The organism is Cognatilysobacter bugurensis, assembly GCF_014652095.1.
Lineage (GTDB): Bacteria > Pseudomonadota > Gammaproteobacteria > Xanthomonadales > Xanthomonadaceae > Cognatilysobacter > Cognatilysobacter bugurensis.
This window is the reverse complement of record NZ_BMYD01000002.1, coordinates 419,222-445,174: the sequence shown is the minus strand read 5'-3', so window position 1 is coordinate 445,174 and position 25,953 is coordinate 419,222. Positions and strand designations below refer to the sequence as shown.

General features: G+C 69.7%; 21 protein-coding genes, 2 pseudogenes and 1 riboswitch. Of the genes and pseudogenes, 6 read left to right on the top strand and 17 right to left on the bottom strand.

What is annotated here, in order from left to right:
- The first annotated feature begins 80 nt into the window (after nucleotides 1–80).
- Nucleotides 81–773 carry a YceH family protein gene (locus tag IE075_RS09125; protein ID WP_189455645.1) on the top strand — a complete coding sequence of 231 codons (693 nt, stop codon included), beginning with the start codon at nucleotides 81–83 and terminating at the stop codon, nucleotides 771–773.
- A gap of 185 nt (nucleotides 774–958) precedes the next feature.
- On the opposite strand, the gene arsS is transcribed toward IE075_RS09125, so the two are convergent.
- From arsS to IE075_RS09100, 5 genes are read right to left on the bottom strand one after another with little or no spacing between them, the layout of a single operon-like run.
- On the bottom strand, nucleotides 959–1,933 hold the full coding sequence (gene arsS / locus IE075_RS09120; RefSeq protein WP_189455642.1) for an arsenosugar biosynthesis radical SAM (seleno)protein ArsS: 975 nt from the start codon (nucleotides 1,931–1,933) through the stop codon (nucleotides 959–961).
- Nucleotides 1,926–2,810: a sterol desaturase family protein gene (locus IE075_RS09115; protein WP_229792428.1), complete on the bottom strand. Its 885-nt coding sequence runs from the start codon at nucleotides 2,808–2,810 to the stop codon at nucleotides 1,926–1,928. Before IE075_RS09115 ends, arsS begins: the two co-directional genes overlap by 8 nt.
- Nucleotides 2,807–3,490: a TIGR04282 family arsenosugar biosynthesis glycosyltransferase gene (locus IE075_RS09110; protein WP_189455640.1), complete on the bottom strand. Its 684-nt coding sequence runs from the start codon at nucleotides 3,488–3,490 to the stop codon at nucleotides 2,807–2,809. The genes IE075_RS09115 and IE075_RS09110 overlap by 4 nt, the downstream gene beginning before the upstream one ends.
- On the bottom strand, nucleotides 3,487–4,194 hold the full coding sequence (locus IE075_RS09105) for a glycosyltransferase (RefSeq protein WP_189455638.1): 708 nt from the start codon (nucleotides 4,192–4,194) through the stop codon (nucleotides 3,487–3,489). Before IE075_RS09105 ends, IE075_RS09110 begins: the two co-directional genes overlap by 4 nt.
- Entirely contained in the window at nucleotides 4,191–6,341 is a 2,151-nt protein-coding gene (locus IE075_RS09100) for an FAD-dependent oxidoreductase (RefSeq protein WP_189455635.1), read from the bottom strand. Before IE075_RS09100 ends, IE075_RS09105 begins: the two co-directional genes overlap by 4 nt.
- Before the next feature lie 286 nt (nucleotides 6,342–6,627).
- On the opposite strand from IE075_RS09100, the gene msrB reads away from it, so the two are divergent.
- Both msrB and msrA read left to right on the top strand, forming a co-directional pair.
- Complete coding sequence (gene msrB / locus IE075_RS09095) at nucleotides 6,628–7,158, top strand: peptide-methionine (R)-S-oxide reductase MsrB (protein WP_189455632.1); 531 nt, start codon at nucleotides 6,628–6,630, stop codon at nucleotides 7,156–7,158.
- 2 nt (nucleotides 7,159–7,160) lie between these two features.
- Complete coding sequence (msrA, locus tag IE075_RS09090; protein WP_229792427.1) at nucleotides 7,161–7,844, top strand: peptide-methionine (S)-S-oxide reductase MsrA; 684 nt, start codon at nucleotides 7,161–7,163, stop codon at nucleotides 7,842–7,844.
- Nucleotides 7,845–8,264: 420 nt separating this feature from the next.
- Here the strand turns inward: msrA and IE075_RS09085 are convergent, their stop codons facing one another.
- The 11 genes and pseudogenes from IE075_RS09085 to btuB all read right to left on the bottom strand — a co-directional run bounded on the left by IE075_RS09085 (nucleotide 8,265) and on the right by btuB (nucleotide 19,145).
- The gene (locus tag IE075_RS09085) at nucleotides 8,265–8,867 is read right to left on the bottom strand and encodes a histidine phosphatase family protein (protein ID WP_229792426.1); all 603 of its coding nucleotides are present in this window, start codon (nucleotides 8,865–8,867) and stop codon (nucleotides 8,265–8,267) included.
- On the bottom strand, nucleotides 8,864–9,949 hold the full coding sequence (cobT, locus tag IE075_RS09080; RefSeq protein WP_189455630.1) for a nicotinate-nucleotide--dimethylbenzimidazole phosphoribosyltransferase: 1,086 nt from the start codon (nucleotides 9,947–9,949) through the stop codon (nucleotides 8,864–8,866). The genes IE075_RS09085 and cobT overlap by 4 nt, the downstream gene beginning before the upstream one ends.
- Nucleotides 9,946–10,464 carry a bifunctional adenosylcobinamide kinase/adenosylcobinamide-phosphate guanylyltransferase gene (cobU, locus tag IE075_RS09075; protein WP_189455627.1) on the bottom strand — a complete coding sequence of 173 codons (519 nt, stop codon included), beginning with the start codon at nucleotides 10,462–10,464 and terminating at the stop codon, nucleotides 9,946–9,948. The genes cobT and cobU overlap by 4 nt, the downstream gene beginning before the upstream one ends.
- Nucleotides 10,452–11,987 (bottom strand): cobyric acid synthase, encoded by a 1,536-nt coding sequence (locus tag IE075_RS15655; RefSeq protein WP_343224902.1) that lies wholly within the window; start codon nucleotides 11,985–11,987, stop codon nucleotides 10,452–10,454. The genes cobU and IE075_RS15655 overlap by 13 nt, the downstream gene beginning before the upstream one ends.
- A 228-nt stretch (nucleotides 11,988–12,215) precedes the next feature.
- Nucleotides 12,216–13,193 (bottom strand): annotated as a pseudogene (cobD, locus tag IE075_RS15650) (threonine-phosphate decarboxylase CobD); the annotation flags it as partial.
- Nucleotides 13,193–14,110, bottom strand: a complete 918-nt coding sequence (gene cbiB, locus IE075_RS09065) for an adenosylcobinamide-phosphate synthase CbiB (RefSeq protein ID WP_189455623.1) — start codon at nucleotides 14,108–14,110, stop codon at nucleotides 13,193–13,195. The gene cbiB and the pseudogene cobD, both read right to left, overlap by 1 nt.
- Nucleotides 14,110–15,405 carry a cobyrinic acid a,c-diamide synthase CobB gene (locus IE075_RS09060; RefSeq protein WP_189455621.1) on the bottom strand — a complete coding sequence of 432 codons (1,296 nt, stop codon included), beginning with the start codon at nucleotides 15,403–15,405 and terminating at the stop codon, nucleotides 14,110–14,112. Before IE075_RS09060 ends, cbiB begins: the two co-directional genes overlap by 1 nt.
- A gap of 2 nt (nucleotides 15,406–15,407) precedes the next feature.
- Nucleotides 15,408–16,034, bottom strand: a complete 627-nt coding sequence (gene cobO, locus IE075_RS09055; protein ID WP_189455619.1) for a cob(I)yrinic acid a,c-diamide adenosyltransferase — start codon at nucleotides 16,032–16,034, stop codon at nucleotides 15,408–15,410.
- A complete protein-coding gene (locus tag IE075_RS09050) occupies nucleotides 16,031–16,642 on the bottom strand; it encodes a hypothetical protein (protein WP_189455617.1) in 612 nt (203 codons plus the stop codon). The genes cobO and IE075_RS09050 overlap by 4 nt, the downstream gene beginning before the upstream one ends.
- Before the next feature lie 48 nt (nucleotides 16,643–16,690).
- Nucleotides 16,691–17,189, bottom strand: a pseudogene (locus IE075_RS09045) (hypothetical protein); the annotation flags it as partial.
- Nucleotides 17,190–17,285: 96 nt separating this feature from the next.
- A complete protein-coding gene (gene btuB, locus IE075_RS09040; RefSeq protein WP_189455613.1) occupies nucleotides 17,286–19,145 on the bottom strand; it encodes a TonB-dependent vitamin B12 receptor in 1,860 nt (619 codons plus the stop codon).
- Nucleotides 19,146–19,260: 115 nt separating this feature from the next.
- Nucleotides 19,261–19,486, bottom strand: a riboswitch (cobalamin riboswitch).
- Nucleotides 19,487–19,658: 172 nt separating this feature from the next.
- On the opposite strand from btuB, the gene IE075_RS09035 reads away from it, so the two are divergent.
- Nucleotides 19,659–20,384, top strand: coding sequence for an SIR2 family NAD-dependent protein deacylase (locus tag IE075_RS09035; RefSeq protein ID WP_189455611.1), 726 nt, complete (start codon nucleotides 19,659–19,661; stop codon nucleotides 20,382–20,384).
- A gap of 199 nt (nucleotides 20,385–20,583) precedes the next feature.
- Here IE075_RS09035 and clpB read toward each other — a convergent pair whose 3' ends face one another.
- A complete protein-coding gene (gene clpB, locus IE075_RS09030; RefSeq protein ID WP_189455609.1) occupies nucleotides 20,584–23,169 on the bottom strand; it encodes an ATP-dependent chaperone ClpB in 2,586 nt (861 codons plus the stop codon).
- A 185-nt stretch (nucleotides 23,170–23,354) separates the two neighbouring features.
- Between clpB and otsB the strand changes: the two genes are divergently transcribed.
- Together otsB and IE075_RS09020 are read left to right on the top strand one after the other, a co-directional pair.
- Nucleotides 23,355–24,146 (top strand): trehalose-phosphatase, encoded by a 792-nt coding sequence (gene otsB / locus IE075_RS09025; protein WP_189455608.1) that lies wholly within the window; start codon nucleotides 23,355–23,357, stop codon nucleotides 24,144–24,146.
- Nucleotides 24,143–25,924, top strand: coding sequence for a glycoside hydrolase family 15 protein (locus IE075_RS09020; RefSeq protein WP_189455600.1), 1,782 nt, complete (start codon nucleotides 24,143–24,145; stop codon nucleotides 25,922–25,924). Before otsB ends, IE075_RS09020 begins: the two co-directional genes overlap by 4 nt.
- Nucleotides 25,925–25,953 lie beyond the last annotated feature (29 nt).

Here is a 25,953-nt window from a genome sequence, read left to right as displayed (position 1 = left end):
GCCCCGTTATCGGCGGCCTGCGGGTGCGCATCACGCGTCGCCCCTTTGAACACAAGCTGCGAAAGCAGCGGAGCACTGCGATGAACGACGAGTCCCCGCCCAACACCGACGCTGCTGCAGCCCAAAGCGCGTCTGCCCCACGACTCAGCGACGTCGAGGCCCGCATCCTCGGCAGCCTGATCGAGAAGGAGGCCACGACGCCGGACACATATCCGCTGACCAGCAACGCGATCGTGCTCGCCTGTAACCAGAAGACCGCGCGCGAACCGACGATGCAGCTCGGCGCCGACGACGTCGCGCGGGCGCTGCGACAACTCGAGGTGCGCGGCTGGGTGCGGTCCCAGCACAGCGGACGCGCCGAGCGTTACGAGCACCGGTTCGAGAAGGTCATGGGCGTGACCCGCGCGCAGACGGCGCTGCTCGCGCTGCTGATGCTGCGCGGCCCGCAGACGCTGCATGAGCTGGCGTCGCGCAGCGAGCGCCTCGCGGACTTCGCGTCGATTGACGACGTCCAGTACGCGCTTGAACGTCTGATCCAGCGCGATCCGCCGCTGGTGCGGCAACTGCCGCGGCAGGGCGGCCAGCGCGAGGACCGCTACGTGCACCTGCTCAGCGGCGAACCCACGATTGCGCTCGACGAGGGCTCGGCAGCGCCTCGGTCTGCGTCCGCCCCGGGGCTGGCCGAGCGCGTCGCCGTGCTCGAGGCCCGGGTGGTCGAGCTGGAGGCACGGCTTGCCCGGTTGCAGCCGGAGAGCGAGCCGGACGGGGATTGACCGGGACTCCACCTCTGCGGCTGCCGCGGCGCCGTGCAGGCGCGGTTCTGTGCCTCGTCACGCGGCCTGCCGCACGCCGCACGCCGCACGCCGCACGCCGCACGCCGCACGAGCATCGATCGCTGCGGGTGCGCAGACCATCCAAACGGCGTATCCCATGGCGGGGTTTTACCGCGCCACGCGCCTCAGGCGAGCGCGCCGCCGCAGCTCGAGCCCTGCCCGGCCGTGCAGCCGTAGCAATGCCCGGCGGTCGCGATATCGCGTGGCACCGGCGCATGGAGCAGGTCGCGCAGGTGCGGCCGGTCGGGGCCCGAGAGCACCGGCTCGGCATGGCCGAGTGGCAGGTGCAACATCTGGTTGAAATCGCAGTCGTAGAGGTGGCCGAGGTAATCGACGCTGATCAGCGAGCGGCACATCACGCCTGCGAGGTTCGCGTCCTCGTGTGACTCGCGCAGCGTGTCCATATACGGCTGGAACTTGCCCTTCGACAGCAGCCAGGAGCCGTAGCGCTGGATCGGCATGTTCGCCAGCGCGAACAGCCGGTTGAACACGATGCCGAAGTTCTCCGCGAGCAGGCGCCGGTAGTCGGCTTCGAGCGCGACCTGGTCCGGCGGGAGGAACGCACCGTTCGGGTTGTAGACCAGGTTCAACACCAGCCCCGATCCCTCAACGCCGTAGCCGAGTTCGTTGAGCGTGCGCAGTGCGCGGATCGACGCCTCGAACACGCCCTGCCCTCGCTGCTCGTCGACGTTCGCCTGGCTGTAGCACGGCAGCGATGCGACCGCCTCGATCCGATGCTCAGCGAGGAATTGCGCGACCCACTCGTACCCCGGCTCCTCGAGGATCGTCGGGTTCAAGCGGTCCATCACGTGCAGGTCTGCGGAACGCGCCGTTTCGACCAGCCAACGGAAGTCCGGGTTCATTTCGGGCGAGCCGCCGGTCAGGTCCAGCGTGCCGATGCGGTGCCGCGCGGCGACCTCCAGGGCCAGCGCCATCGTGTCCCGCTCCATGCGTTCGGTCCGGCGAGGCCCGGCCGCGACGTGGCAGTGGATGCAACTGAGGTTGCAGCGATAACCCAGGTTGAGCTGCAGGGTGTCGATGCGGTCGCGCTCGATGCGCGGGAAATCGCTGACGCGCAGCATGGGCCAGGTGTCATGCATCGGGAGCGTTCCTATCCGGTGGTTCTATGTGTGGCGGCGCGCGCAGTGGCTGCATCAGCAGTGCGATGAGGCCCAGCGCCGACGCATCGCGCCAGACCGGCAGCCCGATCGGCATGCGCTCGGCCGGCTCCCGCGCGGCCGCGCGGTAGGTGCCGAAGATCCGGTCCCACAGCGAGAGGTTGAAGCCGAAGTTGCTGTCGGTCTCGGCGCGCACGATCGAATGATGGATGCGGTGCATGGACGGCGTCACGACAATCGAGCGCACGCGGCGTTCGACGCGAGGCGGCAGCGCAAAGTCGGCATGCGTGAACAGGCTGCCGGCCGACAGCCAGATCTCAAACAGCACGACGGCCACCGGGGCCGGCCCCAGCACCGCGACGAGGCCGAGCTTGATCGCCATCGACAGTGCGATTTCCCCTGGATGAAAACGCAGGCCCGTGCTCACGTCGAAGCCGGTGTCGCTGTGGTGCACGCGGTGCAGCGGCCACAACCAGCGCACTCGGTGCATGAGCCGGTGCTGCCAGTAAATTGCCAGGTCGAACACGAGCACCGCCAGCGGCACCTCGATCCACACGGGCCAGTCGAGCGCTCCGAACACCCCGGCGTTGCGCTGCTCGAGTTCGATCGCGAGCGCGACGGCCAGCAGCGGAAACGCCAGGCGCAGCAGCGCCGCGTCGATCACCGCGAGGCCCAGGTTCGCGCGCTGCCGGCGCGTGAGCGGGCCTTCTCCGGCTTGGCGTGCATCGCCGCGGAACGGGAGGCGTCGCTCGATGACGGCAAGCGCCAGCAGCACGCCGGCGAAGACGCCCAGGCGCACCGCGGCTTCGTGACGGATGAGGAAGTCGACCATGGCTGCGTTCGAGGTCGGCGCGATCATGCAAGCGCGTCCCGGTGTTCAAGCATCCATTCGGCGAGTGCGCGCTGCTCGGGCAGCGGGCGCGGCAGTGACCGCAGTGCATCCAGCACCGCGCGCAGATCGCCGCGGTGATCCGCATCGGTCAGCGTGGGCAGCGTGCACCAACGGCCGTAACCGCCCAATGACGCGCGGAACTCGTCCGCGGTCTGCGGCGTGCTGTAGCGCGTTGCAGTCCAGGCTGGCAGAGGGAGCACGACGTTCCCGCCGAACAGCCAGAACCCGCCGTCGCTCGCCGGCCCCAGCGCGAGGCGCGGCTCCGGCGCGCGCAACCAATCCGCTGCCTGCGCGATGAGCTCGACCGTGACCTGCGGCGCGTCGGCGCCGATCAGCATCCCGCTGCGGTGCTCGGACACCAGCCGCGCATGCACATGCGACATGCGCTCACCGAGACCGCCTGCGCCCTGTGAGATCACCGGCAATCCGCGCCAGCAGTCGGACTCCAGCGCGTCGTCTTCCGCAACGGCCCAGTACGCCCGCAGGCCGAGTTCAATCTGCGCGCCGCGCACCACCGCGCCAACGGCGATGCACGCACGTTCGTACCAGGCTTGAGCGTACGCGGCGCCGCACTCGGCCGCGAGCCGGGTCTTGAGCGGCGAATGGCCCGGCGTCTTCACGAACACTGCGATCGCGCCGTCCGTCATGCCCGGCTCCGGGCGCGTGCGAAACGCCAGACCTGTCGTGCGGTTTCGGTGAGCGTCCACGCCGTCGTGCGCACCCAGCCGTGCTGGGCGTATTTGCGTGCGCTCGTGTACAGCGATGCCCGCACGGCGCGCGGCGGTCGGCCGGCGCGCCGTGCGCGCCAGACGAGGTCGTGGTCCTCGCCGCATCGCAGCGCGGGGTCGAACCCTCCCAGCCCCTCGAACATGACGCGCGGCATCACCAGCCCCTGATCGCCGAACGGCAGCCCGAGCCAGCGGCTGCGCACCCAGGTGCCGAGCGTGTTGAGCCACATCAAGCGCGGGCCGTCGTTGAGAAACCGCAGGTCGAAATAGCCCAGCACCGGCTCATCGGCATGAATGAACGCCGCGAGCGCGGTCAACGTGTCGTCGGCCAAACGCGAGTCCGCGTGCAGAAACCATAACCAGGGCCGTGTCGCCGCGGCCGCACCGGCGTTCTGCTGGAGCGACCGGCCCGGGGGCGATACATGCACATGCCACGCCGGCCCACCACTCAACGCCGTGTGCGCGCAAAAGCCGCGGGCATCGGCCTCGCTGGCGAACACGACGCGCACCTCCGCCGCGGCAGGCAGCTGCGCGAGCTGCGTGCGAAGCGTCGGCTCGAGCGCGTCGCCCGGCCCGACCGGGATCACCACCGTCAGCCGGCCGAGCAGCAACTCCGCACTCATCCGCGCCGCCACGCGAAGTACCGCGCGGCCCAGCGCAGCGCGCCCTGCGGCGCATGCGCGCGCTTCCAGTTGCCGGCGACGTATTTGTTCGCCTCGCTCATCGTCGGGTAGATGTGGATCGTGCCGAGCAGTTTGTTCAGGCCGATGCCGTGCTTCATCGCCAGCACGAACTCCGCAAGTAGGTCGCTCGCATGCGCGCCGACGATGAGTGCGCCGAGGATGCGGTCCTTGCCGGGCGCGGTGAGCACCTTGACGAAGCCGCGATCGGCGCCGTCTGCGATCGCGCGATCCAGGTCGTCGAGCCCATACCGCGTGACTTCGACCTCGATGCCGCGTTGCTTCGCTTCGTCTTCCGACAGTCCGACCCGCGCCACCTCGGGCTCGGTGAACGTCGCCCACGGAATGACGCGGTAGTCGACATCGAACGACCAGAACGGTGCAAGCAGCGCGTTCACCACGGCGTACCACGCCTGGTGCGCGGCCACATGGGTGAACTGGAACGGCCCGGTGACGTCGCCGCAGACGTGGATGTTCGGGAAGTTCGTGCGCAGCAACGCGTCGGCCTCGATCCGCTTGCCCGCGTCCAGCGCGATGCCGAGTTCGGCAAGCCCGAATCCTTCGACATTCGGCGTGCGCCCCAGCGCGAGCAGCAGGGCGTCGAATTCGACCGTGACGTCGCCCTCTCCGTGCGTGCAGATGAGTCGTCCGCCCGCGCCTCGCGACTCGACGCGGACTGCATCGTGCGCGGTCAGGATGCGGACGCCGTCGGCCTGCAGCTGCGACTCGACCGCAGCCGACGCGTCCGCGTCCTCACGCGCAAGCAGTCGCGCGCCGCGCTCGACGAGGACGACCTCGCTGCCGAATCGTGCGAACGCCTGCGCGAGTTCGCAGCCGATCGGCCCGCCGCCGAGCACGACCATCCGCCGCGGAAGCGCCCGCAGGCTCCACACCGAATCACTGGTGAAGTACGCCACCGTGTCGAGGCCGTCGATCGGCGGCACCTGCGGCCGCGCGCCGGTGGCGAGGATGAGGCTGCGCGCGCTGAGCCGGCGGCCGTCGACCTCGACCTCCCACGGCGAAATGAGTCGGGCCTCGCCGTGGATCACGTCGACACCAAGCCCGGTGTAACGCTCGGGCGAATCGTGCGGTTCGATCCGGCGGATGACGTCCTGCACGCGATCCATCGCAGCGGCGAAATCGAACTCCACGGCCATCCGGCCCACGCCGTAGCGCTTGCTGTCGCGCGCTTCGGCGAGCAGCCTCGCCGTTCGCAGCAGCGCCTTGGACGGCACGCAGCCGGTGTTGAGGCAGTCACCGCCCATGCGGTGCTTCTCGATCAACGCGACCTTCGCATTGACTGCAGCACCGATGTACGCCGACACCAGCCCGGCCGAGCCCGCGCCGATAACGATCACGTTGTAGTCGAAGCGCTTGGGCTTCGTGTAACCGCGATACACGCGGCGCGCGGCCAGCCAGCGCGTGAGCCAGCGCATCGACAGCGGCATAAGCCCGAGCAGCACGAACGCCGCCAGCAGCCCGGGCGACAGCACGTCGCCCGGCGAGTCGATCTGCGCGAGTTGCGTGCCGGCGTACACGTACGCGAGCGTGCCGGGCAGCATGCCGAGCTGGCTGACCCAGTAGAACGTGCGCAGGCGGAGCGGCGTCAGTCCGGCCAGCAGGTTGACGAGGAAGAACGGAAACAGCGGCACCAGCCGCAGCGTGAACAGGTAGAACGCGCCGTCGCGCTCGATGCCGGCGTCGAGCTTGCGCAGCCGCTCGCCGTAGCGCTCGCGCAGGCTGTCGCGCAGCACGAAGCGCGCGAACAGAAACGCGAGCGACGCGCCAATCGTGCTCGCGAACGAGACCAGCAGCAGGCCCTGTGCAACGCCGAACAACGCGCCCGCCGCGAGCGTCATCACCGCCGCACCGGGCAGTGACGCGGCCGCCACCGCGACGTACACGCCGAAGAACAGGGCCGCCGCGAGCGCGGCGTGGCCGTCGACCCACGCCATGAGTCCGACCTGGCGGGCTTTCAGGTTCGCCAGGGTCAAGGCTTCGGCTGCGCCGCCGAGCACCGCCCATGCGACGAGACCGCCGACCGCCAGCAGCAGGGCCCAGCGCCAACGCGATGTGGTGGGACCTGCCATGCGCGCTCCTCGTGGCGTCGTGTGGGCGGCGGTGTCGGCACCGCAATCTGCCTGCCGCGTGCGCGATCACGCCGAGCGAATCGATGCATGCAGTGCCGAAGCTACTGAAGCTTACGTGGCTCGCCGTTGCACGGTTGCGTTGGACGTGCGGCGTATGCAGCTCTCGGGCTCGCGAATCTGAATCGCGCCCGGCGCTGGGGGCCCTTGAAACGCACACGGTCGAATCCGCCGGAACGAATTGTCCGTAAAAGGGGTCTGTGTAGACCTATTGGCCGGGAATGATTCGATGAACCGTCGCACCTTGCTACAAGGCATCGCAGGCGCGGCCGCCGTGTCGCTTTTCAGCGGCTGCTCGCGCGCTGCTGCTCCGATCGCCACGGCCGCCGCCGCAGGCGCTGCCGTCGTCCCGCTCAAGCATCCGGACCGCTACTGGCGTGAGCGGCTCAGCGCCGCGGAGTTCGAGGTCCTGTTCGAAGAGGGCACCGAGCGCGCCGGCAGCAGCCCGCTGGATCGGGAACAGCGCGCCGGCACCTTCGTCTGCGCCGCCTGCTATCTGCCGCTGTTCCTCAGCGAGTACAAGTTCGACAGCGGCACGGGCTGGCCGAGCTTCACGCGGTCGATCGCCGGCCACACCGGCGTGAGCACCGATTACAAGCTGATCCTGCCGCGCACCGAGTACCACTGCGCACGCTGCGGCGGGCACCAGGGGCATATCTTCGACGATGGCCCGCGGCCACGAGGCGAGCGCTGGTGCAACAACGGCGTCGCGCTGAACTTCGTGCCGCGCGGCCAACCGCTTCCAGCACTGCGAGGTTGACCATGTCCGACACCACTCGATCCACGGCCCCGCGCTGGCCGCAACGCGTGCTCCGGTTCTCGCCTGCGCTCGGCGCGGCCCTCATGTTCGTCACGCTCGGCGCCTGCGCCCAGAGCGACAGCGCCCAGCGGGCGGCACCGGCAAAGCCCGCCGCACCGAGCACCGCAGTGGCGGTCTTCGCAGGCGGCTGTTTCTGGTGCATGGAGCCGCCGTACGACAAGCTGCCAGGCGTTATCTCGACCACGTCCGGCTACATCGGCGGCAAGGCCGGGGACGCGACCTACGAGCGGGTCTCCTCCGGCACCACCGATCACATCGAAGCGGTGCAGGTGCGTTACGACCCGAGCAAGGTCGACTACCAGACCCTGCTCAATGTGTTCTGGCGCAACATCGACCCCGTCGCCGTGAACCGCCAGTTCTGCGATGCGGGACCGCAGTACCGCAGCGCGATCTTCTACGGCAATGCCGAGCAGAAGCGCCTGGCTGAAGCGACCAAAGGCGGACTGCAGGCGTCCGGCCGGTTCGACCGGCCGATCGCGACCGAGATCCTCGCGTCGACGCGGTTCTACCCGGCCGAGGATTACCACCAGGACTACTACGTCAAGAACCCGAAGCGCTACAAGTTCTACCGCTGGAACTGCGGCCGCGACCAGCGCCTGGAGCAGGTCTGGGGCGCCGCGAAGTAGTCGCTGCAGGCCACGCGCCAGCGGGCGCTCATCCCGCAGGCGCCTGCCGCGGACCGCGGTGAGCGGCCGTGGCGAATGGGTGACCCGGGCCGTTTGCCGACTCTGACCGCACACCGGGTGCATCCGCCCTGGGCGCCGACGGCGCTGCAGGCAAGAGTGATGCGCCGGGCGAGCTCGGCCGGTCGGCCAGCGCGTCGCGGTTTCACCCGTCGCGGTTTCACCCGTTGCGCCGAGTCGTCGCGGCATCCGCGTCGTCGCAATGCGGACGGCAGCGCCACGAGCCCCGGAATGGCGATAGCCCGGCGCCAGGCACCGGCCGCGTTGCCAGGCAGCCGGGAGCACGGCGCGAATGCCGATCGACGGCCGCCGAAGGCATCGGACTGCTGCTCCGCAAGGCGGGCGCGGCCCGCAAGCCGCGCTTCAGCCGCAGGCCATATCCACGCAGTCGCTCGTCCGCACCTGCGGCACGGGCCACGCGACCGGATGCAGCAATGCGTGCGGCACGTCGATGCCGGCCATGTCGCCGAAGTCGCGCCTCTCGGCCACGCAGCGCAGCCACCGGATTGCACCGCCGTGGGTGACCACCAGGACACGCCGATTCCCGCAGGTGCGTGCGATGTCGTCCAGCGCTGCCGCGAGACGCGTGCCGAACGCGGCGAAGGTTTCGGCGCCCGGTGGAGGGTTCGCGACCGGATCGGCCCAGAAGCGAGCGAGCGCTTCGGCCTGCTGGTCCGCCAGATCCTCGATCGGCACACCCTGCCAGTCGCCGAAGTGGTACTCCATGAGCCGCGCGTCGAGCGTGAGCGGCAGGCCGCGGGCCTGTGCGAGTTCGCGTGCGAACTCCGCGCAGCGGCGCATCGGCGAGGCGACAATGCGGTCCCAATGCCGGCCGATAACGGCCTCGCGCAGCTGGCTCCAGCCGAGTTCGGTGAGCGCGTCGTCGAGCTGCCCGCGGTAACTGCGCTGGCCGGTGTCGCCGTGGCGCAGCAGGTCGATGCGCATCGTCGGCTCGCCTGCGCTCATGCGGTCGACACGCCGGCCTGGGCGAACGTCGCCATGCCGTTGTGCAGGGCGCATGCACTGCGCAGCAGCGGCACGGCCACCGCCGCACCGCTGCCCTCGCCCAGCCGCAGCCCCAGATCCAGCAGCGGACGCGCCGACAGCGCCTGCAGCAGCGCGCCGTGGCCCTGCTCGTGAGAGCGATGCGCGAACAGCATCCAGTCACGACAGCCGGGATTGAGGCGCACGGCCGCGAGTGCGGCGGCGGTCGCGATGAAGCCATCGACGAGCACCGGCAGGCGTGACTGCGCCGCGGCGATGTACGCGCCGGTCAGCGCGGCGATTTCGAATCCGCCCAGGCACGCCAGCAACCGCAGCGCCGAGGCGTTGCCCGCGTGGCGTGCGAGCGCGCGCTCGATGACCTGCGCCTTGTGCGAGATGCCGGCGCCGTCGAGGCCGGTGCCTGCGCCCGCGAGCGCCGATGCGGGCGCGTCGAGCAGCGCGCAGGCCAGCGCCGCGGCCGAGGTGGTGTTGCCGATGCCCATCTCGCCGCCGATGAACAGCTGCGCGCGTGCGGCGACCGCGTTCTGCACGCTGCGCGCACCGGCCGCGAGCGCGGCCTGCAGTTGCGCGTCGGTCATCGCCGGCTGCTCACAGAAGTTCGCGGTGGACGGCGCGATCACCGCGCGGCGTACGCCCGCGATCTCGCCCGGGTCGTTCACCGTGCCGAGGTTGACGACTTCGAGCGTGGCGCCGAGCGCGCGCGCGAGCACGCTGACCGCCGCGCCGCCGCTCGCGAAGTTGCGCACCATCTCGCCGGTCACCGCCTGCGGGAACGCGCTGACGCCCTCGGCGGCCACGCCGTGGTCGGCCGCGAACACGCTGATCCAGACGCGGTCCGCACCCGGTGTTGCCGTCGCCTGCAGCGAGGCCAGCCGCACGGCAAGCGTCTCGAGTTCACCCAACGAGCCCGGCGGCTTGGTCAGCTGCGCCTGCCGTCGAAGTGCCGCATCGGCCCAGCCGGCGTCCGGCGCCGGGCATTCGGCCGACCACCATCTCGCGTCGGTGGCGGGCGCGTCGGGCGGTGCGGCGACGGAGGTGTTCATGCAGTTCCCTTCAGAAAAAGCGGCAGTCCCGCGGCGGTGAAGACGACGCGCTCGCAACGGTCCCCGAGCGCCTGGTGCAGCCGCCCGGCTTCGTCGACGAAGCGCCGTGTGAGCTCGCCCATCGGCACGATGCCGAGGCCGACCTCGTTGCTGACCAGCAGCAACTCGCCGCGCGCGGTGGCGACCGCGTCGAGCAGGGCATCGCGCTCGTAGGCATAACGCTGTGCGTCATCGAGCGCGAGCAGGTTCGACAGCCACAGCGTGAGGCAATCGACGAGCACGCAGCGGTGTGCGCGATCGTGCGTGCGCAGCGCGTCGGCGAGCGCGAGCGGCGTTTCGATGCAGCCCCAGTGCGCCGGACGGCGCGCGCGATGCGTGTCGATGCGCGCGTCCATCTCACCATCGCGGCGCTCGGCGGTCGCGATGTAAACGACGTCGAGCCCGCTGGCGGTGGCCCAGCGTTCGGCGAGCGCGCTTTTGCCCGACCGCGCGCCGCCGAGGATCAGGCTGCGCATGCGGCCTCCGGCGTGAACAGGCGCAGCAGTGCGCCGGTGTCGAGGTGCGCATCGACGGTGTCGGCAAGGCGCTCGAGGCTGTCTTCGCGCAGTGCGCGCATGTCGAGGCGCGTTGCATTCTCGAAACCGGCCCAGTGCAGCAACGCCTGCAACGCGTCGGGATCGTCGAACGGGCCGTGCAGGTAGGTGCCCAGCACGCGCCCATCGGCGGAGCACGCACCGTCGGGGCGACCGTCGTCGAGCTGCGCGAACGGCCGCCCGAGCGCAGCGCCCTCGCTCACGCCGCAATGGATCTCGTAGCCGCGCACCGGTGCGTCGATGCCCGACATCGCGAGGCGGCCGGTCACGTTACGCAGCTGCTTGGTCGGCGCGAGCGTGGTTTCCAGATCCAGCCAGCCAAGCCCGTCGCTCGAGCCGGCCGCGCCTTCGATGCCAAGCGGGTCGTGCACGGCGCGCCCGAGCATCTGCAGCCCGCCGCAGATGCCGAGCACGCGGCCGCCGTAGCGCAGGTGGCGTGCGATCGCGTCGTCCCAGCCGTGCGCGCGCAGGCAAGCCAGGTCGCTGCGGGTCGACTTGGAGCCCGGCAGGATCACGAGCTCGCAGGGCGGCAGCGGTTCGCCGGGCGGCACGAACACCGCGTCAACCTGCGGATGCGCGCGCAGGGCATCGAAATCGGTGTGGTTGCTGATGCGCGGCAGCACGGGCACCACGACGCGCAGGCGGTGCCCTGCGGTCGCGACGCCTTCGTGCGCGACGGCGTCCTCGGCCTCGAGATGCAACCCGTGCAGGTACGGCAGCACGCCGAGCACGGGCTTGCCGGTCTCGCGTTCGAGCCAGTCCAGCCCCGGCTGCAGCAGCGCGATGTCGCCACGGAACCGGTTGATGACGAAGCCAGCGACCCGCGCGCGCTCGCTGGCCGACAGCAGCGCGAGGGTGCCGACGAGGTGCGCGAACACGCCGCCGCGGTCGATATCGGCCACAAGGATCACCGGGCAGTCCACTGCTTCGGCGTAGCCCATGTTTGCGATGTCGCGATCGCGCAGGTTGATCTCGGCAGGGCTGCCGGCGCCTTCGACGATGACCGTGTCGTAGCTCGCCACCAGCCGTTCATGCGAGGCCAGCACCGCGTCGAACGCGATGCGCTTGTAGTCGTGGTAACCGCGCGCATCCATGTTGCCGATGGGATGGCCGTGGATGATCACCTGCGCGCCGGTGTCGGTGTTCGGCTTGAGCAGCACCGGGTTGAAGTCGGTGTGCGGCGCCAGGCCGGCCGCCTGCGCCTGTACTGCCTGCGCGCGGCCGATCTCGCCGCCGTCGACGGTCACGGCGGAGTTGAGCGCCATGTTCTGCGGCTTGAACGGCGCAATGCGCAGCCCCCGCCGCCGCGCCCAGCGGCACAGCGCGGCGACGAGCGTGCTCTTGCCGGCGTCCGACGTGCAGCCTTGGACCATGAGCACGCGGGCGGATGCCGGGCGGTGGCCGCTCGCGGACGCACCAAAATTAGGCGCGCGCCCGGTCGACATGTGACGCCCCGGCTCGTCGGGCATCGCGGTCGAATCTTCCCCGCGAACGATGACGCACGCTGCGGGATCGATCGCCGCTCGGGCCCGAGGTGAGTCTGCTGCGCTGTGATCGCTCGACGGGGCCACGTCGTCCTGCGCTGCAGGCTCTGCATTGCCGTGTGCGGGAATGACGATGTCAGCCGCGTCATCGGCTTGGCTCTGCGTTCGCGGTAGACGCGCCACGTCGCCCACGATCTGCACCAGCGCGTCGTCCAGCCGCGCCAGCTCGGCATCGCTCGCGGGCAGGCCAAATCGCAGACTCGCCGGGGTCTCGAACAGGCGCGTCAGGATGCCCCGCTGTGCGAGCGCCTCGTGCAGCGCCCGGGCACGACTGTCCAGCCGCCACTGGAAGAACGCCGAGCCCGCGGTCGGCTCAAGGCCGTGGGACGTAAGCACGTCGGTCAGGCGCGCGCTCACCTCGTGCAGCCGTTTGCGCATGGCGGCGTGCCAATCACGATCGGCGAACGCCTGCCGCAGCGCGTAGCGCGTCGGCCCGGGCAGCGTCCACGGCCCCAGGCGCTGCCGCAGGGGCTCCAGCACCGATGGCTGCGCGCAGACGAAGCCCGCGCGTGCGCCGGCCATGCCGAAGAACTTGCCGACCGAGCGCAGCACGATCAGGCCATCGCGGTCGCTCATCGCGGCCAGGCTGCGCTCGGGGGTGGCGTCGATGAACGCCTCATCGACGACCAGCCAGCCGCCACGCGATGCCAGGTGCGCAGACAGGCGCAGCAGCGCATCGGGATCGAACGTATCGCCGGCGGGATTGTTCGGGTGGATCAGCACGATGACATCAAAGCCCGCGCTATCGGCGAGCAACGCATCGGCTGATGCGAGCGTGACTTCGTGGCCGGTGCGGCGCCAGGCGTGCGCGTGCTCGGCGTAGCCGGGCGAGAGCACGCCGACGCGACATTTCGCGCGCAACTCGGGCAGCGCCTGGATCGCCGCCTGCGAGCCGGCGACCGGGAGCAGGTGCGGGGCGCCGTAGTACGTGCGCGCCGCCTCGACCAGCCCGTCCTCGTCCTCCGGCAGGCGGTGCCAGGCTGTGGCAGGCACCTCGGGCACCGGCCATGGGAATGGGCTCACGCCCGTGGACAGGTCCAGCCAATCCCCTACAGGGATGCCGTAGCGTTGCGCCGCGCGCAGCAGGCGGCCGCCGTGTTCGAGCATCACGCGAGCTCCCGAAATGCGGCGATCACCAACCCAACCGAGATCCACAGGGCAACGCTGCGCCTCACCAACGACAGCGCACGCCTCACGCTGGCGGCGCTCGCAGCGTCGCCCTCGCCCAGGACCGGCCGGTCCTCCCAGACCCCGTGATACGGCGCCGCGCCGCCGAGCCGCGTGCCGAGCGCACCCGCGCCGGCCGCCATCACCGGCCCTGCATTCGGGCTGTCCCACAGCGGCGCTTGCGAACGCCAGCACCGCCACGCGCGCGCGGTCTGACCGAGCAGGGCGTAGCTCGCCGCCGTCAGGCGCGCCGGCACCCAGTTGAGGACGTCGTCGATGCGCGCGGCCGCCCAGCCGAAGCGCTTATAGCGGGGCGTGCGATAACCCCACATCGCATCCAGTGTGTTTGCGAGCCGGTACAGCACCGCGCCCGGCGCGCCGAGCAGCGCGAACCAGAACAGCGCGGCGAACACCGCGTCGTTGCCGTTTTCGAGCACCGATTCGGTCGCAGCCGCGGCCACCTGCGACGCGTCGAGCGCAGCGGTGTCGCGGCTGACCATGCGGCCGACGGCCGCGCGCGCGTCGTCGAGCCGGCCGGCATCCAGTGCATCGGCCACCGGGCGCGCGTGTTCGTGCAGGCTTTGATGGCCGATCGCGAGGTACAGCACCCCCGCCGACAGCGCGGCGGCCAGCAGCGGCGATGCATCGCGCGCGGCCCACATCGCCCCGGCGGCAAGCAGCGTGATCGGCAGCACCGCCAGCGCCCACGCGAGCACGCCGCGGCCGCGCCGATCCGCGTACAGACGCGCCTCGATCGCCTTGACCAGCCGGCCGAAGGCCACCAGCGGATGCCCGCGCCGCGGCTCGCCGAGCCAGGCATCGAGCAACACGGCGGCGAGCGCAGCGAGCGCCGCCATCACGGGCGGAACAGCGCCAGCGCCGCGTCGGGGCCGGACGGGAAATACAGGTGCACGAAGCTCGCGGTCAGGCGGCGGTCGCGGTAAACGGCCTCCGTGCCGCCGCCGTTCGGGTTGCGTGCGACGGTGAGCGGCGCGACGGCGATATCGGCGCGACCGTAGTGGAAGGTGTGGCCACGCAACACGCCTTCAGGCAGATCGACCTCCTGCATGCCCAGCGCGACGAAGCGCGCCTGCATTGCCGCATCACCCGCCACGAGCCCGGCCATCGCAAAGCGCTCGCCGTCGCGGTCGGCGAGGCTGTCGAGCGCGTAGAGCAGGCCGCCGCATTCGGCGAGCAAGGGCTTGCCGGCATCGCGGTGCGCGCGCAGCGTGGCGTGCAGATCTTTGTGTTGGCTCAGCAGCGACAGGTGCAGTTCTGGGTAGCCGCCCGGCAGCCAGATTGCCTCGCATTCGGGCAGCGAATCGCCGGCCAGCGGCGAGAAGAAGCGCAGCTCAGCGCCGGCCTCGCGCAGCAGGTCGAGGTTGGCGGGGTACAGGAAGCAGAACGCGGCATCGCGCGCGATCGCAATGCGCACGCCGCGCAGGTCGGTATTGGGCGTGGGGCGGATGGCGGGCTCGAACACCGAGGGCGGGGGCAGCGCGGTCGACGCATGCTGCGCCCAGGCGTCGGCCAGCGCGTCCAGGCGTGTATCGATGTCGCCGAGCTCGTCCGCGACGACCAGCCCCAGGTGGCGCTCGGGCAGCACCAGCGCCGGATCACGCGGCAGTGCGCCGAACCAACTCAGCTCGGCCGGCAGGCTCTCGCGCAGCATGCCGGCATGACGTGCACTGCCGATACGGTTCGCGGCGACGCCGAACATCGACAGGTCCTCACGGTAGCGCGCCAGGCCGAGCGCGAGCGCGCCGAACGTCTGCGCCATCGCCGAGCCGTCGATCACCGCGAGCACCGGTAGCCCCAGCCGCGTTGCAAGATCGGCGCTCGAAGGATCACCATCGAACAGGCCCATTACGCCTTCGACGAGGATCAGGTCGGCATCGCCGGCCGCATCAAACAGGCGCGAACGCACGTCGGCCTCGCCGGTCATCCACAGGTCGAGCTGGTAGGCGGGTTCGCCGCCGTTCGCACGGGCCAGCAACAGCGGATCCAGAAAATCCGGCCCGGTCTTGAACACCCGCACGCGGCGACCCTGATTGCGGTGCCACCGCGCAAGGGCAGCGGTCACGCTGGTCTTGCCCTGTCCCGATGCCGGGGCGGACACGAGCAGTGCCGGGCAGTGGCGAACCGCGTCCACGCTTACAGCTCGATGCCTTTCTGCGCCTTGATGCCGGCTTTGAACGCGTGCTTGACCACACGCATCTCGGTCACCGTGTCGGCCGCCTCGACCAGCGCATCGGGCGCACCGCGCCCGGTGATGACCACGTGCTGGCGCTCCGGCCGCGCGGCGAGCGCCGCGAGCACGTCGTCGAGCACGACGTAGCCCTTGGTCAGGGCGATGTTGAGCTCGTCGAGCAGGACGAAATCGAGGTCGGGGTTTTCGAGCATTCCGCGGGCCACCGCCCACGCCGCGGATGCCGCCGCGATGTCGCGCTCACGGTCCTGCGTCTCCCAGGTGTAGCCCTCGCCCATCACGTGGTAATCGACGAGGTCATCGAAACGGCGGAAGAACGCTTCCTCGCCGGTCGAAAAACTGCCCTTGATGAACTGCACGACGCCGCAGTGCAGCCCGTGGCCCAGCGAGCGCGCGAGCATCCCGAAGCCCGACGAGCTCTTGCCTTTGCCGTTCCCGGTGTTGACCACGACCACGCCGCGCTCGATCGTGGCGCGCGCGATGCGGCGGTCGATCAGCTCTTTCTTGCGCTGCGCGCGCTCGCGGTAGTGCTCGTCCTCGGTGATCCCGAGGCGTTCGCTGCCGCGGCTCATGCGCGCGAGCCGCGCGTCCGCATCGTGCGCACCAGAGCATCCAACCCCAGGCCCACTGCAGCGTAGCCCGCTAGCGTGCCGAGCGACGCCGGGAAGTACTGCGGCACGCGCGCAAGGAAGCCCGCGAGCGTGCCATCGGGGTACTGACCGGACAGGAAGTAGAAGCCGCCCTTCGAGATCGCATACGTGACCGCGGCAGTCGCCACGAGCACGAGGGCCAGGCGCGGCACCGTGTTCCACGCGTCGCGGTGCATGCGTGCGTACCTGCGTCCGCCAAACCACAGCGCGGCGTAGGCCGGCAGCATCACCCAGTACGCCGGCGACATGCACCAGTCGGCCACCGTGCCAGCCGCAAGGCCGGAGATGTCGAGCACGGTCGCCAGCGCGAAGAACGCGGCGAATCCCCAGCGCGACGGCAGCAGCGCGCCGGCGAGGAAAAATACCGCCCACGATGCGCTCGGCAGCGCGTCGATGCTCGCGAAGTGCTGGCCGCGCGTCGCCGCCATCAACAGCGCGAGCGATGCACCGATGACCAGCGTGCGCGCATGGGAGGCCGCGCCGGCGTGGGCGGTATGAAGGGGGCGCAGTGCAGCGTCGATCGTCGTCATTTCAGGCGCCTGCTGCGCGGCCGAACAACCGCGTCCGCGTGAGTGCGAGCGCCAGTGCATGCAGCACCAGCGCCACGAGTACATAAGCCATCGTCGTCTTCACGAACAGCGGCCCCCATTGCCACAGCCGCTCCAGGTACTGGGCCAGATGCGGATCGGGGTAGCGCCCGCCGAACCAGTAGAAAGCGCCGTTGGAAATCAGGAACGAGCCGGCAGCGCTCGCGAGCGCAACGCCCGCCCGCGCCGCCATGCCGGTCGCGTCCGTCCCGAAGCGCCGGGCCGCCCACCGGCCGCCGTACCAGAGCACGGCGTAAGCCGGCAGCAGGAACGAATAGGTCACGGTGACGCAGAAATCGCTCACCCCGGCATAGGTGATCGAGGCCCAGTCCACCACGCCGGCGAGCGTGACCAGCCCGAAAAACGGCAGGTGCGAGCGCATGCCGCCGGCCTGGCCCTGCAGGGACAGGCCGGCGAGGAAGAACACCGCCATCGACGCATCCGGCAGGTGCAGCGCGTTGCCGAAGTGGTGCACGCGCGTGGCGATCATCAGCGCGGCCAGCGCAGCGAAAACGACGGCCTGCCTGCGCGACGAAGCAGAAAACGCCTGGGCGGACGATGGCGGCATTTGAGTCATCCCTTCGGGTTACCGGGCCGGACGATAGCGCACGGTGAACAGGTAGTGGCGGCCGGGTTGGTTGTAGAACCGGGCGGTTTCGTACGCGCGGTCGAACACGTTACCGGCCGTGACCTGCACGCTCCAGGCCGGATTGATGACGTAGCCCAGGCGCAGATCGACCAGGCCGTACCCGCCAAGGCGATTGCGATTCGCGACGTCGTCGTAGCGCTCGCCCGCGCCGCTCACGCTCAGGCCCGCCGTGAAATCACCGAACGCGCGATCGAGGTCGAGACGCCCGGTCACGCGCGCGCGGCGCGGCAGCAGCCTGCCGGCGTTGCGCCCGACTTCGTTGCGCGGGTCAACCCACGTCGCATTGGCGCGCACGAGCCAGCCGGAGACGTCGACGTCGAATGTCGCCTCGGCACCACGGATGCGTGCTTCTTCGATGTTGTTGGGCTGGCCAAAGGGATGATCGTCATCGGTCAGGGTCGCGTCGTAGGCGATCAAATCGTCAACGCGGGTTTCAAACGCACTCAGCCCCCAGTTCATGCTGTCGTGGTGGCCACGCAGGCCCAGCTCCACGCTGCGCGATGCTTCAGGCGCCAACCGAGGATTGCCGTAGTTCGGGAAGTACAGTTCGTTGAACGTAGGCGCCTTGAACGCGGTGCCTGCGCTCGCAGTCAAACGCAGGCTGTCGGTAAGCTCCCAGCCCCACAACGCGCTGCCGGTGGTGTGTCCGCCGAACTGCGTATCGTCGTCATGACGGGCATTGAGCTGCAGCGCATGCGCCCCGAACTCCTGCTGCCACTGCGCAAATGCGCCGCGCGTAATGCGCTGGGTCACATCGTAGGGCTCCTGCTCCGGTCCCGTGGCCACCTCGTCGCTGCGCCAGTCAGCGCCCAGCGTCAGCAGACCCGGCTCGATGCCGATATCGGCCTGCACCGAACCCAGCTCACGCACGGTATCGAACGTGGTCGAGAAATCGCCGAAGTTGTCGCTGAGATCGGCGGTGCGACCGAGCTGGAATGTGAGCGCGAAGGCGGCAGAAGGCGAGAAGCGCGCGCGGCCGCCGACGACCCGCTGTTCGCCCTTCGTGAGGTTGTTGAACGACCCGTCGTACTCGTTGCGCGTGTTGGCCTGCAGCGCATGGGCCTCGAGCGTCCAGGCCTCCGCGACGCGGGTGCCGACGCGCAGCGACAGCGAATCGTTGTAGTAGCCGTCGAGGTCAGCGGAGAGATCCGTGCGCATCGCATTGATGCCCTCGGTGCCGACGTGTGCGGCCTGCAGCGAGTACCAGCCCGCATCGCTGCGCCCGGCAATGCCGGCGCTCGCGTGCAGGGTGTCGAAACTGCCCACGCTGACGCTCGCGTTCGGCGCGAAGCCGGTTTGCGGGCGCCGCGTAAAGATCTGGATCACACCGCCAATCGCATCCGCCCCGTACAGGCTCGAGAACGGCCCGCGCACGATCTCGATGCGCTCGATCTGATCGACAGGGATGTCCTGCAGCGAGGCGCCGCCGGTCGTCGCCGAGCCCAGCCGCAGGCCGTCGATGAGCACCAGCGTGTGGTCGGACTCGGTGCCCCGCAGGAACAGCGAAGTCGCCTTGCCCGGGCCGCCATTGTTCGCGATCGAAATGCCCGGCAGGCCGCGCAGCAGGTCGGGCAGCGACAGCGGCTGCAGGCGCTCGATCTGCTCGCGGTCGATCACGGTGACCGACGCGAGGGTCTGGTCCTGAGTCCGCGCCGTGCGCGTGGCGGTGACGACGACTTCGTCGAGGTCGGTCGCATCCGGGGCCGCATGGGCCGGAGCGATCAATGCGGAAAGCGCGACGGCGAGCGCCGACGGCACGGCGGCGGCCCGGAACGGGACCGGGAGACGGGACTGCATTGCGATGCTCCTTGGCCGTGCCCTTCCGCACGGCGTCGTTGAAGGTCGACGACGGCACGGCCGGGCGTGGCGGCATGCAATGACTGCACGAACCCCCACGACCTCGCCCTCCGCGAGTCGATGCGAACCTGTGGCCGGTCTCCGGGCTCGCGAGCGAAGGCACATGACCTTCAACACCGGCGCCTTCCCGTGCGGATGCACAGTGGCTTCGTGCAGGTGCTTTGCTCGCCTACCGTTGCGGGGGCAGCTCCGGAATGGCCGCCTGCAGGCAGGCGACGCACCGGATTCCCGTTTCAACCGCCGGCCTCAGCCGGCAGTCACCTCAGGCGGCGCGCATGTTAGCAGCACGGCCCGGGCCCCGGCCGCCCGGCGTCATGAGCATGCGTCATCTGGATGAGGCCGCGGATGCGGTTGCGGCGGCGTAACGCGGCCTCGGCAACCGGGCCGCCATGCTTACCTCTTGCACCGCGGTCCGCGAGGGCCCGCGACGGGCAGCAGGCACGGGAGCGCGCAATGGCCACACATTTCGTTTTTCTCACGGGTGCGGGCATGTCCGCCGAGAGCGGCGTGCCCACGTTCCGCGACGGCCTGACCGGCCTGTGGGGGCGCTTCGACGCCGAGACCCTCGCCACCCCGCAGGCCTTCCGCCGTGATCCCGCGCTGGTCTGGGGCTGGTACCGGTGGCGCGCCTGGCAGCTGCTGCAGGTGCAACCGAACGCGGGCCATCGGGGCATCGCCGAACTCGCGCGGCGCGGCCATCGCGTCGATGTGGTCACCCAGAACGTGGACGACCTGCACGAGCGCGCGGGCAGCACGGAGGTGAGGCACCTGCACGGCGAGTTGCTGCGCTCGCGCTGCATCGATTGCAGCGCACGCGCCGAGCCGGATCCGATCACCCTGGCGCTCGATCCGCCCGAAGGCGGCGCTCATGAGACCCCGCCGGCCTGCACGGTCTGCGGCGGCGCGTTCCGGCCGGATGTGGTGTGGTTTGGCGAAGCGCTGCCGGAAGCCGAATGGGAGGCCGGCCTGGGCGCAATCGCCGCCTGCGACCGCGTCGTGGTCGTCGGCACGTCGGGCATGGTGCAGCCGGCTGCTTCGCTGCCGCTGGTCGCCCGCGAGATGGGCAAGCCCGTGCTCGAGATCAACCCACAGCGCAGCGGCGTCACGCCGCTCGTCGATGAGCACTGGGCGATGCCCGCGAGCACGGGGCTGCAGCGTCTGCTGGACTCGATTGACTGAGTCCACGCGGGCGCCCCGGTTCCGGCCCCATCCCGCCGCCGACGGCCGGTGTAAGCCGGCCCGCTCCGCCTGGATCAAGGCGCTGCCACACGCGCCCAACCCACCGCAAACAACGAGGGGCGCGACGCGCATGAAATGACGCGTTCGCCCTGCGGGTTCAACGCCGCACGCCAGCTTCCACCGGTGTGCATCAAGGCCGTCAGCCCGCGTGGAACGCGAGCTGGCCGTCCTCAGCCTCGACCCGCACGGTTTCGCCACTCGTGAACGCGCCGGCGAGGATGCGCTGCGCGAGCGGGTTCTCCAGCTGCTGCTGGATGGCTCGCTTGAGCGGGCGCGCGCCGTACACGGGACCAAAGCCGACGTTGGCGAGCAGCGTAAGCGCCTCGTCCGTCAACTCGAGCTTGAGCCCACGCTCGGCAAGGCGCTTATCGAGCCCACGCAGCTGGATCTTCGCAATTTCGCGAATCTCCGCCTTGTCCAGCGGATGGAAGACAACGATGTCGTCGAGCCGGTTGATGAACTCCGGCCGGAAGTGCGCCTGCACCACGCCCATCACCGCGGCCTTCATCTGCGTATAGGCCTGTGGAGAGTCATCGCCGCCCATCTCTTGGATCATCTGGCTGCCGAGGTTGCTCGTCATCACGATGACTGTGTTGCGGAAATCCACCGTACGGCCCTGGCCGTCGGTGAGGCGGCCGTCGTCGAGCACCTGCAGCAGGATGTTGAACACGTCGGGATGCGCTTTTTCGACCTCGTCGAGCAGGATCACGCTGTACGGGCGGCGACGCACGGCCTCGGTGAGATACCCGCCTTCCTCGTAGCCCACATAGCCCGGAGGCGCGCCGACGAGGCGGCTCACGGCATGCTTTTCCATGAACTCGCTCATGTCGATGCGCACCATCGCATCGCTCGAGTCGAACAGGAACTCCGCAAGCGCCTTGCACAGCTCGGTCTTGCCGACGCCGGTCGGGCCGAGAAACAGGAACGAGCCGCTCGGACGGTTCGGATCACTCAGACCTGCGCGCGAGCGACGCACCGCATCAGACACGACGTTGATCGCCTCATCCTGACCGACGACGCGCGCGTGCAGCTGATCTTCCATCTTGAGCAACTTCTCGCGCTCGCCTTCGAGCATCTTGTTGACCGGAATGCCGGTCCAGCGCGAGACGACCTCTGCGATCTCTTCGGCGGTCACCTTGTCCTGCAGCAGCGTGAAGCCCTTCGTCTCGGCTTCCTGCGCCGCAGCGAGCTGCTTTTCGAGCTCGGGGATGCGGCCGTACTGGATCTCGCTCATGCGCGCGTAATCCTGCTGGCGCTGCGCGGCTTCCAATTCGATGCGCGCGGCCTCGAGCTGCTCCTTGAGCTTGGTCGTGCCCTGCACGCTCGCCTTCTCGGCCTTCCAGACTTCGTCGAGATCGTTGAACTCGCGCTCGAGCGTGCCGATCTCGTTCTGCAGGTCGGCCAGCCGCTGCTTCGATGCCTCGTCCTTCTCCTTCTTGAGCGCCTCGCGCTGGATCTTGAGCTGGATGAGGCGACGCTCCTTGCGGTCTAGCTCTTCGGGCTTGGAGTCGATCTCCATGCGGATGCGGCTCGCCGCCTCGTCCATGAGGTCGATCGCCTTGTCGGGCAACTGGCGGTCGGCGATGTAGCGGTTGCTGAGTGTGGCCGCCGCGACGATCGCGGGGTCGGTGATCTCGACGCCGTGGTGCACTGCGTAGCGTTCTTTCAGGCCGCGCAGGATCGCGATCGTGTCTTCCACGCTCGGCTCGCCGACGAACACCTTCTGGAAGCGGCGCTCGAGCGCGGCGTCCTTCTCGACGTACTTGCGGTACTCGTCGAGCGTGGTCGCGCCGATGCAATGCAGCTCGCCGCGCGCGAGCGCAGGCTTGAGCATGTTGCCGGCATCCATCGCACCCTCGGCTTTGCCGGCGCCGACCATCGTGTGCAGCTCGTCGATGAACAGGATCACCTGGCCTTCGTTCTTCGCGAGGTCGTTGAGCACGCCCTTGAGGCGCTCCTCGAACTCGCCACGGAACTTCGCGCCCGCGATCAGCGCGCCCATGTCGAGCGAGAGCACGCGCTTGCCGCGGATGCCTTCGGGCACCTCGCCGTTGACGATGCGCTGCGCAAGGCCTTCGGCGATCGCGGTCTTGCCAACACCGGGCTCGCCGATCAGCACCGGGTTGTTCTTCGTGCGGCGCTGGAGCACCTGAATCGTGCGGCGGATTTCCTCGTCGCGGCCGACGACGGGATCGAGCTTGCCGCTCTCGGCACGTGCGGTCAGATCGATCGTGTATTTCTCGAGCGCCTGACGCTGGTCCTCGGCGTTCTCGTCCTGCACTTTTTCGCCGCCGCGCACCTTGTCGATCGCGGCTTCGAGCTTCGGCTTGGACGCGCCTGCGGCCTTGAGCGCGCGGCCGGTGTCGCCGTCGTCGTCGAGCGCAGCGAGCACGAACAGCTCGCTGGCAATGAACGCATCGCCACGCTGCTGCGCGAGCTTGTCGGCCACGTTGAGCAAGCGCACGAAGCCGTTGCCGGCCGACACGTTGCCGGCCTGGCCCGAGACCTTCGGCAGCTTTTCCAGCGCCTCGCCAAGCCGCTCGCGCAGCAGCGGCACGTTGACGCCCGCCTGTGCAAGCAGCGGCCGCGTGCTGCCGCCTTGCTGGTCGATCAGCGCGACGAGCACGTGCACAGGCTCGATGAGGTTGTGATCGCGGCCGACCGCAAGCGACTGCGCATCGCTGAGCGCTTGCTGGAATCGCGAGGTGAGCTTGTCCATTCGCATGTGGGTCTCTCGGAAGCGAGGCGGGCCGCTGCCCGCGATGGCGCCGACATGCGGTTGACACGCGTCGATTTAAAGGCTGCGACGTGCACGCGGATGTCATTGCCGCGGTTCGACAGTCGTCGCGATGCTGGGCGACCGCGACGCGTCCACCTCGTCCTTACATTCTCGCGTTCAGAATTGTGTGCATGATGCAAACCGACTTACCGCTACCGCCCGCGCCGGCTCGCGATTGGGCGTTGTTCCTCGACGTCGACGGCAGCCTGCTCGACTTCGCGCCGCGCCCCGATGACGTGCACGTGCCCGACGACCTCGTCGATGCGCTTGCCCGTCTGCGCGATGCGCTCGACGGCGCGCTCGCGCTCGTGAGCGGACGTCCGCTGGCGCAGCTCGACGCGCTGTTCTCACCGTTGCACCTGCCCGGTGCGGGCCTGCACGGTCTCGAGTTGCGCGATCGCCCGGGCGCCACGCCCGACCTCCACGACGCGCCGGAGGCGCTCGACGGCATCGCCGAGCGCGCGCAGGAGATTGCCTCGCGGCACCCGGGCGCACTCGTCGAGAACAAGGGTTCAACGCTCGCGTTCCACTGGCGCGCCTCGGGCGCTGCGGCGGCGGCACCCGAGTTCGAAGCGCTGGCGCACGAGGCCCTCGACTCGCTGCCGCACTACCACCTGCAGCCGGGCAATCATGTGCTCGAGCTGCGGCCGGACGGCTACGACAAGGGCGGCGCGATCCGCCATCTGCTCGAGACCGACACGTTCCGCGGCCGCACGCCGGTGTTCATCGGCGACGACCTCACCGACGAGCATGGCTTCGAGGCGGTGAACGAACTCGGCGGTGTCTCGGTGCTGGTCGGCACGCGCACCCCCACTGCTGCACGCACCCGCATCGACAGCCCCACGCGCCTGCGTGCCTGGCTGCTCGAGGCGGCCGAGCGCTTCAACCACAACTCATCATCGTCTTCGGAGGCCGCCGCATGAGACCTTCCAGCCTCGACCTTGGCGTCATCGGCAACGGCACCGTCGCCGCACTCGTCGATCCGGAAGGCCGCTTCGTGTTCGGCTGCGTGCCGGCGTTCGACGGCGACCCGACGTTCTGCTCACTGCTCTCGCCGCGCCACCACCAGGGCGGCGACTGGGCGATCGAGCTCATCGACGGCGTCGACTGCGAGCAGCACTACCTCGCGAACACCGCGGTATTGCGCACGGTGCTGCGCGACGCGCACGGCGGTGCGATCGAGATCGTCGACTTCGCGCCGCGCTGGTACCAGTTCGACCGGTTCTTCCGTCCGGTGATGTTCGTGCGCCGCGTGCGCGTGCTCGCCGGCCAGCCGCGCATCCGCGTGGTGCTGCGCCCGCTCGGCGATTACGGCGCGTCCGAGCCGGACGTGACCTGGGGCAGCAACCACGTGCGCTACGTGCTGCCCGACATTACGCTGCGGCTCACCACAGATGCCCCGGTTCGCATGATCCGCGAGGGCGTGCCGTTCGTCGTGCGCGAGGACGTGCACCTGGTGCTTGGGCCGGACGAGTCGATGACCGAATCGGTGGGCGCCTTCGCGCGCCGCGCCGAGGAATTGACGATCACGTACTGGCGCAACTGGGTGCGCACGCTGTCGATCCCGCTGGAGTGGCAGGACGCGGTGATCCGCAGTGCGATCACGCTCAAGCTCTGCCAGTACGACGAGACCGGCGCAATCATCGCCGCAATGACGACCTCGATCCCCGAAGCGCCGCACACGGTGCGCAATTGGGATTACCGCTACTGCTGGCTGCGCGACGCCGCGTTCGTCGTGCGCGCGCTCAACCGCCTCGGCGCGACGCGCACGATGGAGGAGTACCTGCGCTACGTGTCCAATCTCACCACGCCGGACGGGCTGCTGCAGCCGCTGTACGGCATCGGCTTCGAACGCGAGCTCGCCGAGGACGAGGTCGAATCGCTGGCTGGCTACCGCGGCATGGGCCCGGTGCGCCGCGGCAACCTCGCGTGGCTGCAGCACCAGCACGACGTGTACGGCAGCGTGGTGCTCGCATCGACGCAGCTGTTCTTCGACCTGCGCCTCAACCAGCCGGACCTGCTGTCGCTGTTCGCGCGGCTCGAGCCCGTCGGTGAGCGTGCGTTCGAGCTGTACGACCGCCCCGACGCGGGCCTCTGGGAGTTCCGCGGCCGCGCCGAGACGCACACCTACTCGGCCGTCATGTGCTGGGCCGCGTGCGACCGCCTCGCGAAGATCGCCGTGCACCTGGGGCTGGGCGACCGCGCGCAGTACTGGCGCGAGCGCGCGGACGCGATGCACGAGCGAATCTGTGCGGAGGGCTTCGACACCGAGCGCGGGCACTTCGTCGATGCGTTCGGCGGCCATCGCCTCGACGCGTCGTTGCTGCTGCTCGCCGACACGGGCTTCGTCGAACCGCACGACCCGCGCTACGTCGCGACCGTCGACGCGATCGGCCGCGACCTGCGCCGCGGCGACGCGCTGTTCCGCTACGTGGCGCCCGACGACTTCGGCGTGCCGGAGACGAGCTTCACGATCTGCACGTTCTGGTACATCGATGCGCTCGCCTCGATCGGCCGCTGCGACGAAGCCCGCGAGTTGTTCGAACGCGTGCTCGCCAAGCGCAATCCGCTCGGGCTGCTCAGCGAGGACCTCGCGTTCGAGGACAACGAGCACTGGGGCAATTTCCCGCAGACGTACTCGCACGTGGGCCTCATCACTGCAGCGATGCGGCTGAGCCGCCCCTGGCAGGACGCCACCTGAGGTGGAGGCCTGCATGCGGCGCTCCGACC